The following is a 15,702-nucleotide window of genomic DNA, read 5'->3' on the forward strand; positions in this document are numbered from 1 at the left end:
GAATCGAATCAATTGAATGACTTGTACCCGCATAACGGGTCGGTGACCAGGGAAAGGGTGACAGAAGTATATATGAACGCTATTGACGTGCGGGATTTGCGCAAAACGTTCCAGGTACAGAAAAATCGCGATGGACTGAAGGGAGCGCTCCTTGATTTATTCAAGCGGGAATATAACGAAGTAATGGCAGTGAAGGATATCTCCTTCACGATCCCACAAGGGGAAATATGCGGATATATTGGGGAGAATGGTGCAGGCAAGTCGACGACAATCAAGATGCTGACGGGCATTCTTGTGCCAACCTCCGGTGATATTCGTGTGAATGGATTTATCCCGCATAAGGAAAGAGAGAAGTTCGTGCAGGGCATCGGCGTCGTCTTCGGGCAGCGCAGCCAGCTGTGGTGGGATATCGGCGTAATTGAATCCTTCCGGCTGCTGCGCAAAGTGTATCGCGTTTCTGAACATGATTTCAAGCAGCGGCTGGATGAACTGGTTGAGCGTCTTGCCTTGCAGGAGCTGTTGAACCGCCCGGTACGGAAGCTGAGTCTCGGACAGCGCATGCGCTGTGAATTGGTGGCATCCCTGCTGCACCGTCCTTCTGTGCTATTTCTGGATGAACCAACGATTGGACTCGACATTGTCGTGAAGACGGAAATTCGCGAGTTCCTGAAGCAGCTGAATGCAGAGCATGGAACAACGATTTTGCTGACTACTCACGATTTGCAGGATATCGAAGCTCTTTGTACGCGTGTCATTATGCTCGATGATGGACGCATTATTTATGACGGCGGATTAGACACGCTCAAGTCGACGTGGGGCAAGGGACGAGAGGTCCGTTTCCAATTTGCGAAGCCTATGCGAGCAGGTGATGTTGAGGCGCTTACGTCCGGCCTTGATGTGGAATGGACAGTTGAATCTCCTTATGAAGCGGGAGTTCTTGTGCCATTTGCCACGAATGTATCGGATGTCATTGGGCGAGTGGTAGGCGGAGCGTCGATATCGGATTTGAGCATTATTGAGACGAATACCGACGATATCGTTCGTGAGATTTACAAGGCGGGCACGGCGGAGAAGCCGGAAGGACTGAGCCCTCTCTTGGCTATGCATGCGCAAGAGTCGAAGATAGAGGACCTTGAGCACAAGGAAGAGAACGACAAGGAGAAGGAAGAGAAGGAAGCGGTGACTCATGGCTAGCGCATATCTTGAATTTATCCGCATTCGCTTCCTGTTGATGCTGGCTTACCGTGTTAATTACTATTCCGGCATTCTCATCTATACGCTCAACATTGGCGTGTATTATTTCACCTGGCAAGCGATCTACGGCGGACAAGGAACACTTGCAGGCTTTACGGCTGACCAGATGACGACCTACATCGCGGTATCTTGGATGGCGCGCGCCTTTTACTTCAACAACATGGATCGTGATATTGCCACGGAAATTCGAGATGGCAGCGTAGCGATCCAATTTATTCGGCCTTACAACTACCTATTCGTCAAGCTGATGCAGGCGTTCGGCGAAGGCTTGTTCCGGTTGCTGCTCTTCATGGGGCCGGGTATGGTTATCGCATGTGTTCTTTTCCCGGTGAAGCTTCCGCAAGATCCGAAGCAGTGGGCGGTATTCGGCGTCATGCTGTTCATGAGCTTCCTGATCAATTCGCAGTTGAATATGCTGACGGGATTGACGGCCTTTTTCATCGAAAATAATGAGGGCATGATTCGTATGAAGCGGGTAGTCGTCGATTTGTTCTCCGGTGTTATTGTACCGATCAGCTTCTTCCCAGGCTGGCTGCTCGTGTTGAATGAATGGCTGCCATTCCAAGCGATCACGTATTTGCCGAGCTCTGTATTTACAGGCAGAGTGGCGGGCGATCAAGTGTGGGCGGCGCTCGGCATCCAATTGCTGTGGGCGGTAGTGCTTGTTATTCCAATTGTGCTGCTGTGGCGTTCCGCGCGCAGACGCTTGTTCGTGCAGGGAGGTTGATCACGATGTATTACTTCGGACTTGTTAGTGAGTATTTGAAAAACTATATTAAAACACGACTTACCTATCGTGCAGACTTCTGGATAGAGATCGCATCGGATCTACTTTTTCAGGTCACGAATTTAATCTTCATCTTCATCGTCTTCATGCATACGCCAACATTGGCTGGCTGGACGCGTGATGAGATGGTGTTCGTCTATGGCTATTTCATGATTCCATATGGCATATTCAGCTGCTTCTTCAATCTGTGGGGGTTCAGTGAGCGATATATCGTAAAAGGGGAAATGGACCGGATATTGACGCGTCCAGCGCATAATCTATTTCAGATTCTCCTTGAAAATGTAGATCCCCCCTCCATTATCGGATCTATCGTCGGTGCAATCATGATGGGCATTTGCTGGAACAGGCTTGGTCTCGACTTCGGCATCATGGAGCTGCTCATGCTGTTCGTGATGCTGATCGGATCGGTGATGCTGTACTTCGGCATTTATTCTGCACTAACATCGATTTCATTCTATTCGGATGCGCCGACAGGCATTCTGCCGCTCGTGTGGAATATTCAGAGCTACGGTCGTTATCCGCTAACGATCTACAATCGGTTCATTCAAGTGCTGCTCACATGGATTCTGCCGTTCGCATTTGTGGGCATCATACCTGCCTCTTACTTCATGGAGGGCAAAGGATTGCAGCAGATGGCGCTCCTGACACCGGTTGTGGGAGTTATCTTCTTCGCCCTTGGGTTAACGCTGTGGAACATCGGTGTTAAGCGATACCGCGGGGCAGGATCATAATCGAAAAGGTTGTCGCCTTCCAAGTCAGCAATGGGTTTGGAAGGCGATTTTTTTATACAAAGGAGAGAGAATTAGAATCTAAGCCTCGTCGTTTTTGAAAAAAAGAGTGGGGGATGATAAGCTTAATGCAATAGAACGGCAGTCTTGGCTGCCGGGAAGGAGCCTCAAACAATGACACAATCCACTCAAGTTGAACTTGGACAAGTTATCCCTGACTTTACGCTGCCGGCATCTACCGGACAGGACGTGAAGCTGAGCGACTACCGGGGCAAGAAAGTCGTGATTTATTTCTATCCAAAGGATATGACGCCAGGCTGCACACAGGAGTCATGTGATTTCCGTGATTATCATGGAGACTTTGAGAAACATGGCGTTGTCGTGCTTGGCATTAGCCCAGATCCGATCAAGTCGCATACCAAATTTATTGAGAAGCACAGCCTGCCATTCACGCTGCTGTCTGACATGGAGCATGAAGTAGCGGATCTGTTCGGAGTATGGCAGCTTAAGAAGATGTACGGCCGCGAATATTACGGCATTGTTCGCTCGACCTTCCTCATTGATGAAGAAGGCAAGCTCATCAAGGAATGGCGGAGCGTCAAGGTGAAGGGACATACGAATGAAGTGCTGGAAGCGGTACGCGAGCTCGTATAACGTCGCTTCATCTATATAGGAAGGGCTGTCCCCATCAGGGGATCACAAATGAATAAGTCCCGCAAGGGAGAAAACGACGCCTCCAAAACCACTGGATTAGTGGAACGGAAGCGTCTTTTTTCATGCAAGTTCAAAGTAATACGGTGCACCAAATTCAACATTGACTGCTGGGGCTGCCCTTTTTTGAATCGTGAGCTGCCCTAGTACACACGGTGGATAACATCCTCGAAATCCGGTTCTTCCATATGGACGTCTTCCACTTCGCCAAATTGACCCAGTATGCGGAGTACTTCCATAGCGCTCAGTTCCTCGCGATTGCATTCCACGGTCAAGGTCTGGCCGTTCAACTCGCGGAAGCGAAGCGGGCTGGGTACGTTTTTAGATTGGTCAGGGATTTGGCAGCTGCTTCGATAGGTAACCGAGATGACAGTCGGCAAGCCGATGCGCTTGCGCAAGTCGTCGATTGTGCCGTCGAAGCCGAGCTTGCCATGATTAATGACGATAACGCGATTGCATAGCTGCTCGATATCGTCCATGTCATGCGTTGTCAGTAGGATCGTCTTGCCAAGCTCCTGATTAATCGTCTTCAGGAACTGGCGAATATTCCGCTTGGCGATGACGTCAAGGCCAATCGTTGGCTCATCGAGGAACAGAATGTCCGGATCATGCAGCAGCGCGGCCGCAATATCGGCGCGCATTCGCTGCCCGAGCGAGAGCTGACGGACGGGCGTATTCATGAATTCGTCCATCTCCAGCAGTTCGGTCAGCTGCTTGATGCGCTTCTGCTTCTCTGCAGGATCGAGCCCATACATAGCGGACAGAATATCATAGGAATCTCGCGTTGGGAGATCCCACCATAGTTGAGTCCGTTGTCCGAAGAGGACACCAAGCCGGCGGGTTACCTGCCGACGCGCCTTATAAGGACTTAGTCCAAATATCCGCACGTCGCCAGATGTCGGATGTAGAATACCGGACAGCATCTTAATTGTCGTAGACTTGCCTGCGCCATTCGGCCCGATATATCCGACAAATTCACCGCTATTGATCGTGAAGCTGATGCCCTGAACAGCTTCCTTCACAATCTTGTCGCGAGAGAACAGGGAGCGTATGCCCTTGAAGGCACCTTCCTTCGGGGCGGGCCGGACGAAACGTTTATGTAAATCGGTTACGGTAATCACGAGTATCCCCCTTTAATTCCGTTCGTTACGTGTGTTGCCTGTTGCTTTTTCAGGTTAATTGTGCCGTTATTACAGTCGGCTCTATACCTAGTTTCATATCAAGCTGCTGATCGAACTTCATACCGAACTACATATCGAGTTCCATATCGGGCTCTGCATTGAGCTCAATATGGACATCAGCTTAGCTTCCTGTGCTCTGATAACGGGAAATCCCAATCTTCCACACGCGCAGGGCAATCAGGAACACGACGGCCGTAATCGCGGTGGACAGACCAATTAGCCATATGCCGGATTGATGACGCAAGATGTAGAGCGAAGGAATATAGTTCGCGAACCCGACGGGAATGATGCTAAGCAGCACTCCTTGCATCCATTTCGGATAGATGGTCATTGGGTATTGCGCTGCCGTACGAGCAGCATCCTCCGTAATGTTTTGCAATTCCTCGATACGGGTTACCCAGAAGCCGGCCGATGCGGTTAACAATCCAATGGCAAACAGCAGGACGGCACCCGATAAGATGACAAATATCGTGAGCGGTATGGCAGTCCATCCAATCTGTCCGCTGCGCATCATAATACTCATGCAGATGGTCAATATCGCCGTCCCTTGGATGAACTCTCCGAGCCTAATGGAGAAATTCTGTGACATCAGTGCCAGCAGTACAGGGACAGGACGCAGGAGCAGACTATCAAGAGCTCCGTTAACCAGATAGTTCTCCAAGTGGTGCACGTCCGAAGCAATCATTCGGTATATTGCCTTGGACAAGGATAGGATGGCATACAAATATCCAGCCTCCGCCAAGCTCCAGCCTTGAATATGGCCGAACTTCAGCAAAATGACTGCAAGCATAAGAAATTCGACGACACTGATAACGGCCGCCATTAGCGTAGAGAACCAGAAATTAAACTTGTACTGCATGCGGCTGCGAATACTTGCGCGAACAAGCAGCACATACATACGAATCCACTTCATCCGCCCTGCACCTCCACCTTGCGTCGCATAATCCCGGTAACGGCGAGACATGCGGCGGTGAATACGATGCACCACATCAGCGAACCTAACAGCGCGGACGGGGATTCCATGCCGAGATAGATTCGAGTAGGGACATAATGCAAGAACGGATAGAATGAGGCACGACTAATGTCGGCAAGCCAAGATGGCAGCCATTCGATTGGAATGAGAAAGCCCGACAGCAGCATGCTGAACGCATAATTGACCCAGTACAGCCAGACTGATTCTGTCGTCCAGAGCGCAGCGGCTCCGATCAGATAGTTCAGGCATATTGAAATGTACGCGGCCAGCGTCAAAGCTACAGCGGTCCACACGTAAGTGATAATCGTAGAGGGGACGTGAAGCGGCATTACGAAGAAATATAAAATGTAGATCGGTAAAAACTTGTACACGAACTGGTAGGCAATTTGCCCCCATTCCTTGCTCATCAGCTGATAGAACAAGTGAACGGGACGAACGAGATCAAGGGCGATCTGTCCGGTTCGGACGGACTGCTGGATGCCAAGTCCATTCGTTAGAAAGGCAGCGACCCACAAGCTAGCTTGATTGAAAGCGACGTAGCTTACAATGCCATTCAAGCCATACTCGCCAAGCGGCCTTCCTTCGCCAATCCCTGTCCAGATCGAAATGTAGATAAATCCGAACATGAAGCTGGCGATGTTGTGCACCATATGGGCACTGCGGTATTGCAAATTACTGAGATACTTTTTGCGAGCCAAAGTAAAAAAGAGCATTCTCCACCTCCGTCATCTTCTCGTATTGCGGCGTGCCATACTAGTGATGCTAGGTGAAATGAATAAAAAGAGAGCGAGGAATATAGTACCAGATACGTTGTTGAGATGGCAAGTATTATTTTGGATGCAGCACGGAACGGCTGAAAGTTAATACTCATATTCCTGTCCTTGATCCTATACTTGCCAATACCTAGATTTACGATATATAGTATATCTAGGTATTACATAGATGTGGGAGGGATAATCGATATCATGCAGCCTAAGGTTAGCAAGGAACTATTAAAAGGCAGTACGGCTATGCTTATCTTGTCCATGCTGGAGAAGGAAGAAATGTATGGCTACGAGTTGTCCAAGCGATTGGAAGCCGCGTCTTCGGGATTGTTCGCTCTGAAGGAAGGGACGCTGTATCCAATTCTTCATGCACTCGAAAGTAAAGGCGAGGTGGAAGCTTATTGGAATGAGGCAAACGGCAGAGCCCGCAAATACTACCGAATTACGGATCAGGGGCGTAAGCTTCTGCAAGAGAAGACGCAAGAATGGCGCTTATTCCGTCGTTCGCTCGATCAGGTGCTGGGGGAGGTATAAGGATGCGAAGTGATCAGGAATCAAGAGTCACGCAGCATGACTCGATCCTTGAAAAATTTGTGGGTGAGGTTCTAGCTCACGTGAAGGCCAAGCAAATGCACAACGAAATTCGGGCAGAACTGCAGGATCATCTATTGAATGAGATCGAGTATAGGATGGATCAAGGCATGGATGAATCATCGGCTGCGCAGCAAGCGGTTCGCAATATGGGAGAGCCTTCGGTTGTGGCGGCGCAGTTCAATCAGGTGCATCGTCCTAAGGCGCCTTGGAAGCTATGGATTTCCGTGTTGGTGTGGATTTCCATTTGTGTACTTGGATTGTTCGCCGTGCAAGCTGGGAATCCTCAAGATATTTATCGATTATCTGCCGAGGGCTATGCATGGCGTCTAGTACCGGGGGTGGTGGCTTTTTTGTTTGCATTTTGGGTAGGTTATCTGAAATTGCAACAAGAAGCAGCATGGATATATGGCATTACGTTGTGTTTAAATGTGTATACTGTGTTTTTTCCCGTGTACATCATAAATGGGTACCCTCAATTTGGACTTAAGGGAATTCCTATCCTTGATGGCATTCCTATCGATATCATTTATATGAGTCCGTATCTATACCTCTTATCTTTGTATTCGATGTGGAACAGAAAACCGGAGAGCCCGTATCGCTCTATTCTCCCGAAAATGGTTCTTTTTATACTGCCAATCATTGTATTTCTTGTAAATGGGAATCTGCTTCAAGTGTCCACTTATCTTGTCGGAGGAATAATCGTGCTTAAGCTGGTAGGAGTGAAGAGCAAGAACATGGCGATTGCGGCCGGTGTGACACTCCTAACAGGCGGAATCTGCTATTGGTTCATAGAGAGTCTGCGCTTTATGGCCAATCGCAGATTTGGAGGATGGTTTCATAGCATTTGGAGAGACGGAGACGGGGGTTACACTCAAAAAGTGGCACAGCAGTTGTTTCACGAAGCAGGATGGTTCGGGAACGGAGTTGAAAATATCCGCAGACTTCTTCCTTACCTAGATAGTGAAAATTTAACTGTGACGATCGTGCATATGTTTGGGTGGGCAGGAGGCTTGGTATTGATAATCTGCCTTGGCGTTATTATCGTTACGATGTATAATTCAGCGCTGATATTCCGTGATCCGTTTGCTAGAGGAATTGGTATGTGGGTGAGCGGGATGATGGGGATCCAGAGCTTGTTATATATCGGGGGGATTTTCGGGTTCGTTCCCATGAACGGCGGTGCAGGACTTCCTCTGCTCGGATCAGACGGGAGTGAGATTGTACTATGGATGATGCTGATAGGATTGTATTCTAGTGCATATTGGAACAAAGACATGGTACCTGTTCTAAATCGATGATCTGAGTTGTGAGAGTAAGTGGATTATTGCGTTTAAGAGAGTATGAGTTGAAGACTTACATATGCTCATAGTAGCAGCAACGAGGAAAAGGTGACATCCAATCGATGTCCCCTTTTTTTGAATAGGAAAATGTTGTTATTCAACGGATGAAATCGTATGATCAAGGAGTAGCCGCAATGAAATGAAGGTGGCACCCATTCGGTGTCATCTTTTTTTATTTCCGCCATATAATCTAGCAATAGGGTAATAGAAACAAGGACAAGTCCACGATTGACTGCACTACGAGAGGGAAGAAGGAGACGATGATAATGATGAATGACAAGTTGAAATCGGTAATGATTACGGCGCTATGCGCCTTGCTTGTTCTGATTGGAACGTTGACGTTCGTAGATGGACAGACGCCAACGGAGCATATCGCTTATGCTTCGTCAGGGCATGAGGTGGATAGGCATGAATCTAGTTCACATACACTGGTGGGGGTCGGAGATCAGACTTCTGTGTTGTCAGCGGCTGTTTCTTCACAGATTGCAGGGCAACAGGTTGGTGTTGAGCCTGCGGCTGCACCGGTTCTAGTAAGCAGCAAGAGCAAGTCTGAAGTCCCTGCCAATAAGCCGGATAAGGTCGTGTATCTGACATTCGACGACGGACCAAGTGTACATACGAAAGAAGTACTCGATATTTTGCAGCAGGAGAAAGTGAAGGGCACGTTCTTCGTATTAGGTCAGCAAGCAGAACGGAACCCCAAGCTAGTGGAGCGAATTGTAAATGAAGGCCATGCATTAGGCAATCATAGTTATAATCATGATTATTCAGAGCTGTACAGTGATTTTCGTAAATTCTGGAGTCAAATCAAGCGTACAGGCGAGGCTGTTAAGAAGATCGTAGGCTATGAGCCAGAACTTGTTCGTGCTCCAGGCGGTACATTTTTGAACTTTGACAAGCAGTATTTTGATTTGATGGATCAGGCAGGCTATCTCGTCTATGACTGGCATGTAGACAGCAACGATTCGAAGCGGCGCGGTGTTCCTGCGAAGGAGATTGTTCAAGGCGTCAAAGACGGTGCTCTGCTTCCGTCAACCGTCGTGCTCATGCACGATGGGGTAGGGCATGGCGAGACCGTGAAGGCACTGCCGGAAATTATTCGCTACTACAAAACGAAGGGGTATACCTTTGATGTGCTCTCTTCTTATGTGAAACCTGTGCAGTTCAAGCTGGCTGCCAAGCAGCGCTGGTCGAGAACCTCCGTAAGTAAAGCATGGATAGAGGCCAACGTGAAGCCGATTCAGACAGTGAGCAACGATAAGGCACAGAAGCCGGGTCAAAAGCCAGATCAGAAGCCAGACATAACCGCAGGCGGCACACCGGATCCGAAGACGAATCAGAAGCCTGCTGAACCAGTGAAGCTGGACAGACAACTGACGATTGCGACGGAGCAAGGTGAACTTGAATTTGCGCCGGATCAGTTCATGAGTTATCAGGATCTTACCTATGTTCCGCTTCGTATGCTGGTGGAGCGATTGAACGGTACCGTGAAATGGAATACAGAATTGGAACGGGTAGATATGGAGTGGAACAATAGTTTGGTTGGCATTGATGTACGAGCGGGCAAGATGGAGTTGATTGGACAATCAGGAGAGGACGGTGAGGTGAAGGTGCAGCCTCTTCGTATTGTGACCGAGAAGTATGTAACATGGGTACCATTACGGCAAGTGTTGGATGCATTCGGTGTAAAGATGACTAGTTATATGCTGTCCCCGCTTAAACCAATAGAGAAGCAAGAGTAGATGGAATAAAGAGTAGATGTATGATGAAAATGTACCTGCTATGGATAAGAGAATGCAAAATTGATAGGTTTGAAAACAAATAGCTTGGGCGACACTGGTATATAGAACGGCCCGGGACGATTACAGGACGTGCAGAGGCACGCGGGAATCGTTCCGGGCTTTTTTTGTCATGTTGTTGTCTATGAATTGCACAGAAAAGAAAGTTAAAAATGATATACACCGTTCAGAGTTGATAGGGAGGGAATCGCATGACGAATGAATGGAGTGTTAGTGGTGGACAGCGTCCCCAGCGGGATACAGATGTGTGGCTGGCCGAGTTCGCGCAGCGGGGCTGGATTGCTTATCTGGAACGTATGGAGCAGGTCATTGTGGGCAAGAGAGAAGTGATTACGATGGCGGGGCTTGCGATGATAAGCGGGGGACATATTCTACTTGAGGATGTGCCTGGGGTTGGGAAGACGGTACTGGCACGTGCCATGGCGCGAGTGACAGGGGGGGCCTTCCGTCGCATTCAGATGACGCCAGATATGATGCCTACTGATATTACGGGCAGTATGGTTTGGGAGCCAAGCAGCGGTGAGCTGCGCTACAGCGAAGGAGCACTCCAGGCGAATGTAGTGCTCGCTGATGAGTTGAATCGAGCCCCTGCTAGGACGCAGTCAGCTCTGCTTGAAGCGATGGAGGAGCGGATGGTGACCGTGGACGGCATGACGCGTCCACTTCCGGATCCATTTATGCTGATCGGTACTCAGAATCCGCAGTATTTCGAAGGTACGTATCGGATGCCGGAGGCGGAAGCAGATCGTTTCATGATGCGATTATCTATTGGATATCCGCATGCTGAACATGAGGCAGATATGCTGCTCCGCCAGCGAGAAGAGCATCCATTGTTGCGTGTTAAGCCATTATGGACTCCAGAGGAATGGCGCTTACTCGTGAGGCGCGTGCATATGGTGCATGTAGATGAAGCACTGTGCCGCTATATGGCGGATCTGGCGCTGGCGACTCGTACTCATGAATCGGTAGCGCTCGGGGTCAGTCCCCGGGGAACGCTTGCGTTGATGCGCGCAGCACAGGCACATGCTTGGGTAGAGGGACGAACTTATGCCGTGCCGGACGATGTGAAGGCTGTTGCAGTCTATGTACTGGCGCATCGGCTGCAGCTCCACAACCATGCCGTACGAGCAGGCATTGTGGCTGAGGAAATTGTGTTGGAGGTGCTGGGTCACACAGCTGTACCCGGATTCCCATCGGGTTCTGCAGGCAAGAAGGGGACGAGCGGAGGTGGTTCGTCAGCCTCTACGAGTCTGGCTGGAAGGACTAGACAAGCTTCCACTTATCGTACACATGCAAGGGATGTGCAGTTCCCATCTGTTCAAGGAGAGCAGACGAACTTACGCCAAGCAGGGAAGCGCATATGGTTCGGAGGAGATTATCAATGAAGCAAGCGCTAAGACATCTATTCACAGCTATCGGCTGCTTGGCGCTGGCGTGGATCGGGTTTCAACGGGAAAGTGCTGCAGTCTGCTTCCTGGTAGCCATATTGGGTGTCATGTTGGTTAGCAGCGCCCGTTCTTATTGGATAGGAAGCAGGCTACGCTCGGTGCTGACTGTACACCAACCGATTATTCCGCAGCGCAATGAAAACAGGAACATGGTATTTCTCGTCACCATGACAATGAAGCGTCCGTTTCCTGTATTGTGGCTGCGAATGACAGAGTTCTGGACTCGTACAGGAGGGGAAGGAGGGGTGTGGATGTGTCGACGACTTCTATTTCCTCGCCGCCGCCAATCTCTTACTTTTACCTCATCCTTTGCAGGGGCTCCGCGAGGTGTATATGAGCTTACCCGCATTGAGCTTCAGTATGGGGATGTATTCGGTTGGTTCAAGCACAATGTAATCATCCGTCCGAGTGAAGAGAATGCGCCTGTATGTATTATTGCGCCTGATCTCAGCACAGGAAATGGGTCGGCTAACGAGCAATATGCAATGGAAATTACGGAAAGCTTGGGAGGCCCTGAGGACACAAGCATCTTTGGGACGACTGAGCGACAACTAGACTCAGAGCTGTTCTCCCCATCCTTATATGGAGAAGGGGGCGAGCCGTGCACAGCAGTGACGAGTGGGATGCGAAGTGCTGAGCTTCGAACGTACCGTGCCGGGGATCAATGGAGATCTATTGACTGGAGAATGTATGCGAAGCGCCGATTGCTTGCAGTTCGTGTTCCTGAAGCGGGACAACTCGAACAATGGGATATTGCAGTGGATGATACAGGGTGGCGGAATGAGCTGACTCAGCATACGACGAACATGAACTCAAAAACAAATACGAACATAAATAAAAACACAAATAAAAGTACAAATACCAAAACGACTGCGAATCAGAAATCGAGCGCGAAGGCAAATATGGGTGACTTGCAAAAGGAAACGAAGCTGCTGCAACAAATGGAAGCAACGGTTTCAGCGGCAGCAGCCCTTGTAAGACAGAAGATGGAAGCGGGACATACCGTTCGCTTATTCTGGATTAGTGATGGAGCTAGTGTGCATGGTGCTCGGAATGCTATTATCGCACTCGCTGCCGAGCAGCTGGGCAAGCGTGTAGAACACCGTTGGAACTATGAAGAGGGAACTCCTTCGATGGTGCATGCAAATGCAGCAGTCCCTAGAAGGCTTGCCGTTGTAAGTTGGGACAGACACTCCCAGAAGTGGGGGGCTGCACAGCATTTTACGGGGCTTCACCAAGTGGATCAATGGCTGAATGCTGACGAGATGCAACGATTCGAGCCATCAGCGACTAGAATTGTGGGCAGCCAGAACACAGCGAATGCGAGTGTCTCGGCGGCAGCAAGTGAGCGAGTCGGAGTGAGAAGCAGTGACCGAATGAACGATAGTGAGAACCGAGGTGAGTATCGTGTATCTACCGACAGTTGGACGACAGCACAAGGGTAAATCGCAACCGCTGCATACATCTGCGGCTCCAAGCAGCAAGCTTACCTGGTTGATGCGTTGGAAGGCTGCTGGATTTACTGTACTGCTTTTCGCCTTGTTCGCAGAGTGGTTCTATCCCCTGCAAGAGGTGGGAGGCAATATTGACTTGAGCGATGTTCGCCCATTTCTCGTTGCGGTGGCGATATATTTGCTTCTTGGCTTAATTGTTCACCATACTGCACTGTCTGTGGTTCTGTATGGGATGGTGGCGATTGGAACGACCGCTTGGATGTTCGGCTCCGTTCGAGTACTTCCCCATGCGTCAGACACCTGGCTAATGGGTGAAGGGTTTGTCCGTTCTTTGTTAGCAGGCATAGGAAGAATCGGTACCGCACTGCGCACAGATATCAATGGCTGGATGGATGGCCATTGGCTGAACACAAGTGGTGAATTGCGGACACTGCTTCTTCTCATCGGTTGGGCGATGCTGGCGTCATCGATTCAATCGCTTATGTTAAGCCGCAGGACGGTGCTCTTTTTTACGGTGTCAACAATTGTTTATTTATTCGGATTCGAATTGGGATTCGGTCTTGATATAACGGGATCGATCGCGCGATCGGTTGGCTGGGGATTGCTCTTGTCAGCGTGGCTGTATTTGGATGAACAGTTGGAATCTGATACAGAACGCTCACGAATTGGTCATTGGCCATTTAGCTGGTTGTTGTGCGCCTTGCTGCTATCCTTAGCCGTGGTTGGGATTGCTGAAGGAATCAGGCAGGTGTATGCATGGCCGAAGCCAATGCCGCTGGCATCGTTCGAAGCATTGACGCAGTCATTACAACCAAATGATTTGGCGGAACGAGGCAGGGGAAGAAAAGATGGGAATAACGGATCGGCTGTAGAGGGGCAGGACCAAGTCCGTACATCGATGATGGTAACAGGCTATAGCACAGACGACTCTGAGCTGGGACGACCATTGCGTGACAATAATGAGGAATGGTTCACCGCGATATCTCCTGAGCCTACGTATTGGCGGGGAGAGAGCAAATCCATCTATACGGGGAGGGGCTGGACGAGCCCGCAAAAGGGAGAAGAGAAAATTGAACTGTCAAGCTCTTTGAAATTAGACCAAACGGGTGGGCATGAAGGGTGGTCGGAACCTTTTCAACAGACGATTATATGGAAGGGGTTCAAGCCGAAGTATCCCTTGCTGTTCGGAGGGGTTCCTGAGCGGATAACCTCTTGGGTTCCTAATGCTAATGCGGAAGAGGCTGGGAATGAAGTTCCTTCACAGTATTTCGTCCGTTATAATCCTCTATCTGAACGGTACGGAGCTGACATCGGAATATCGGATACGACGGGGATTCCATTAACCTATCAGTATGAGACAAGGGTGTTTCGTTTTCAGACAGAACTGCTTCAATCAGCACCGGAGAAGACTTGGCCGGATGATATACGTGCGGCGGGATTGCAGCTGCCAGAGGCGCTTCCGAATCGCGTTCGTGAGCTAGGTAAACGCATTACAGCGGGGGCGGACAGTCAATATGACAAGGTTCGGAGGGTGCAGCAGTTTTTGCAGCAGGAATACATGTATACCAAGTCGGATACAACCGTCCCGCCAGCCGGAAGGGATTTTGTCGATTATTTTCTGTTTGACTCGAGGCAGGGGTATTGCAATCATTTCTCGACATCAATGGCCGTGCTGCTTCGAACTCAGGGCATTCCAGCCCGCTGGGTGAAGGGGTTCGCTCTGGGAGAAGCTGATTCGCCTGGACATTACACAATTCGAGGGACGGATGCTCATTCCTGGGTTGAGGTGTATTTCGCCTCCATAGGATGGGTGCCGTTTGAAGCGACTCCGCCTATAGGCGTACCAGGAGGCTCTGTGGCTGCTTCGAATCCTGACGTCATTACGGCTTCTACTCCCATAAGCGAAGGTACGGGCGGATTATCTACTGCTGCATCAGAACAAGCCGGGTACCGTACGCCACCAGAGGTTGTCGCGATGTTGAACGATGCAGCAGCCGAGAAGACTGGAGAGGGTTGGGGCGCCGTTCGTCAGTTCGGCAACAAGATCGCACAATGGTGGGACGCTAGAGTACAGGCCACTCGTGCCCATATTGAGCAGGAATGGCATGCGCTTCAGCGTGTTCCCGAGGAATGGACAAGCGAGGCTTCCCGCAGTGGGATTGGTACAGCGTTGCTATCCCTTGTCCGCAAGGCGGTTACACAGATGCCGGTTCTCCTATTTGGTGGCGTGATCTTTATCGTGTTTCTATTGCTCACTATGAAATGGGCATGGCAGCGCAATGCGATGCAGCGCAAACTTCGCCGACTGGTGCATGCGCAGCAGCACAGCTTCCGTATGAGTCGCGTACAGGAAATGGGGCGTATCGCTTGGTCGCTTGTCGAGCGCAAATACGGTGCTAAGCCATGTGGAATGACATGGAATGAGTATGCTGGGCAAGCTGCCAGAACTCGTATTCCATCTGCAAGCAATCCGACACGCCATACAGAACATCAAGACTTGGAGCGTGATAAGGAACCGCTAGATCAATTTATAACTGCATGCAATTTGCTTTTCTTCGGGGGGCAGCAAGGGAATGCAGCTGTACAGCAGCAGTTTGTTGATGGCTGTGCACGAGTGCTTCGCGACTGTAATCGAGATAAGCGATGAATCCTCCAATTAGGGAGGATTC

13 protein-coding genes are annotated in these 15,702 nt (G+C 49.9%); 10 read left to right on the top strand and 3 right to left on the bottom strand.

Annotated elements, in window-relative coordinates; genetic code table 11:
* Positions 1–72 precede the first annotated feature (72 nt).
* From BLS15_RS14110 to bcp, 4 genes are all read left to right on the top strand, one after another.
* Complete coding sequence (locus BLS15_RS14110; protein ID WP_021252239.1) at positions 73–1,194, top strand: ABC transporter ATP-binding protein; 1,122 nt, start codon at positions 73–75, stop codon at positions 1,192–1,194.
* Positions 1,187–1,981 carry an ABC transporter permease gene (locus tag BLS15_RS14115; RefSeq protein WP_021252238.1) on the top strand — a complete coding sequence of 265 codons (795 nt, stop codon included), beginning with the start codon at positions 1,187–1,189 and terminating at the stop codon, positions 1,979–1,981. The genes BLS15_RS14110 and BLS15_RS14115 overlap by 8 nt, the downstream gene beginning before the upstream one ends.
* Positions 1,982–1,986: 5 nt before the next feature.
* Entirely contained in the window at positions 1,987–2,772 is a 786-nt protein-coding gene (locus BLS15_RS14120) for an ABC transporter permease (RefSeq protein WP_021252237.1), read from the top strand.
* A gap of 171 nt (positions 2,773–2,943) precedes the next feature.
* On the top strand, positions 2,944–3,423 hold the full coding sequence (bcp, locus tag BLS15_RS14125; protein WP_021252236.1) for a thioredoxin-dependent thiol peroxidase: 480 nt from the start codon (positions 2,944–2,946) through the stop codon (positions 3,421–3,423).
* A 200-nt stretch (positions 3,424–3,623) separates the two neighbouring features.
* On the opposite strand, the gene BLS15_RS14130 is transcribed toward bcp, so the two are convergent.
* The 3 genes from BLS15_RS14130 to BLS15_RS14140 form a co-directional block, all read right to left on the bottom strand.
* Positions 3,624–4,601, bottom strand: a complete 978-nt coding sequence (locus BLS15_RS14130; RefSeq protein ID WP_021252235.1) for an ABC transporter ATP-binding protein — start codon at positions 4,599–4,601, stop codon at positions 3,624–3,626.
* A gap of 181 nt (positions 4,602–4,782) precedes the next feature.
* Entirely contained in the window at positions 4,783–5,574 is a 792-nt protein-coding gene (locus BLS15_RS14135; protein ID WP_021252234.1) for an ABC transporter permease, read from the bottom strand.
* Positions 5,571–6,347 (bottom strand): ABC transporter permease, encoded by a 777-nt coding sequence (locus BLS15_RS14140; protein WP_021252233.1) that lies wholly within the window; start codon positions 6,345–6,347, stop codon positions 5,571–5,573. Before BLS15_RS14140 ends, BLS15_RS14135 begins: the two co-directional genes overlap by 4 nt.
* 252 nt (positions 6,348–6,599) lie before the next feature.
* On the opposite strand from BLS15_RS14140, the gene BLS15_RS14145 reads away from it, so the two are divergent.
* From BLS15_RS14145 to BLS15_RS14170, 6 genes are all read left to right on the top strand, one after another.
* Entirely contained in the window at positions 6,600–6,932 is a 333-nt protein-coding gene (locus tag BLS15_RS14145; protein WP_021252232.1) for a PadR family transcriptional regulator, read from the top strand.
* Between the two features lie 2 nt (positions 6,933–6,934).
* Positions 6,935–8,290: an FtsW/RodA/SpoVE family cell cycle protein gene (locus BLS15_RS14150; RefSeq protein WP_175460765.1), complete on the top strand. Its 1,356-nt coding sequence runs from the start codon at positions 6,935–6,937 to the stop codon at positions 8,288–8,290.
* 308 nt (positions 8,291–8,598) lie between these two features.
* Positions 8,599–10,074: a polysaccharide deacetylase family protein gene (locus tag BLS15_RS14155; RefSeq protein ID WP_021252230.1), complete on the top strand. Its 1,476-nt coding sequence runs from the start codon at positions 8,599–8,601 to the stop codon at positions 10,072–10,074.
* Positions 10,075–10,322: 248 nt separating this feature from the next.
* On the top strand, positions 10,323–11,516 hold the full coding sequence (locus tag BLS15_RS14160) for an AAA family ATPase (RefSeq protein WP_021252229.1): 1,194 nt from the start codon (positions 10,323–10,325) through the stop codon (positions 11,514–11,516).
* On the top strand, positions 11,513–13,024 hold the full coding sequence (locus BLS15_RS14165; RefSeq protein WP_021252228.1) for a DUF58 domain-containing protein: 1,512 nt from the start codon (positions 11,513–11,515) through the stop codon (positions 13,022–13,024). The genes BLS15_RS14160 and BLS15_RS14165 overlap by 4 nt, the downstream gene beginning before the upstream one ends.
* The gene (locus tag BLS15_RS14170) at positions 12,987–15,680 is read left to right on the top strand and encodes a transglutaminase-like domain-containing protein (RefSeq protein WP_021252227.1); all 2,694 of its coding nucleotides are present in this window, start codon (positions 12,987–12,989) and stop codon (positions 15,678–15,680) included. The genes BLS15_RS14165 and BLS15_RS14170 overlap by 38 nt, the downstream gene beginning before the upstream one ends.
* Positions 15,681–15,702: the final 22 nt, after the last annotated feature.

It is taken from the genome of Paenibacillus sp. cl6col, assembly GCF_900102125.1.
Classification (GTDB): domain Bacteria; phylum Bacillota; class Bacilli; order Paenibacillales; family Paenibacillaceae; genus Paenibacillus_B; species Paenibacillus_B suaedae.

Coding starts and splice junctions, on each gene's coding strand:
- BLS15_RS14110 (WP_021252239.1), top strand. CDS start 73: ATGAACGCTATTGACGTGCGGGATTTGCGCAAAACGTTCCAGGTACAG.
- BLS15_RS14115 (WP_021252238.1), top strand. CDS start 1,187: ATGGCTAGCGCATATCTTGAATTTATCCGCATTCGCTTCCTGTTGATG.
- BLS15_RS14120 (WP_021252237.1), top strand. CDS start 1,987: ATGTATTACTTCGGACTTGTTAGTGAGTATTTGAAAAACTATATTAAA.
- bcp (WP_021252236.1), top strand. CDS start 2,944: ATGACACAATCCACTCAAGTTGAACTTGGACAAGTTATCCCTGACTTT.
- BLS15_RS14135 (WP_021252234.1), bottom strand. CDS start 5,574: ATGAAGTGGATTCGTATGTATGTGCTGCTTGTTCGCGCAAGTATTCGC.
- BLS15_RS14140 (WP_021252233.1), bottom strand. CDS start 6,347: ATGCTCTTTTTTACTTTGGCTCGCAAAAAGTATCTCAGTAATTTGCAA.
- BLS15_RS14145 (WP_021252232.1), top strand. CDS start 6,600: ATGCAGCCTAAGGTTAGCAAGGAACTATTAAAAGGCAGTACGGCTATG.
- BLS15_RS14150 (WP_175460765.1), top strand. CDS start 6,935: ATGCGAAGTGATCAGGAATCAAGAGTCACGCAGCATGACTCGATCCTT.
- BLS15_RS14155 (WP_021252230.1), top strand. CDS start 8,599: ATGATGAATGACAAGTTGAAATCGGTAATGATTACGGCGCTATGCGCC.
- BLS15_RS14160 (WP_021252229.1), top strand. CDS start 10,323: ATGACGAATGAATGGAGTGTTAGTGGTGGACAGCGTCCCCAGCGGGAT.
- BLS15_RS14165 (WP_021252228.1), top strand. CDS start 11,513: ATGAAGCAAGCGCTAAGACATCTATTCACAGCTATCGGCTGCTTGGCG.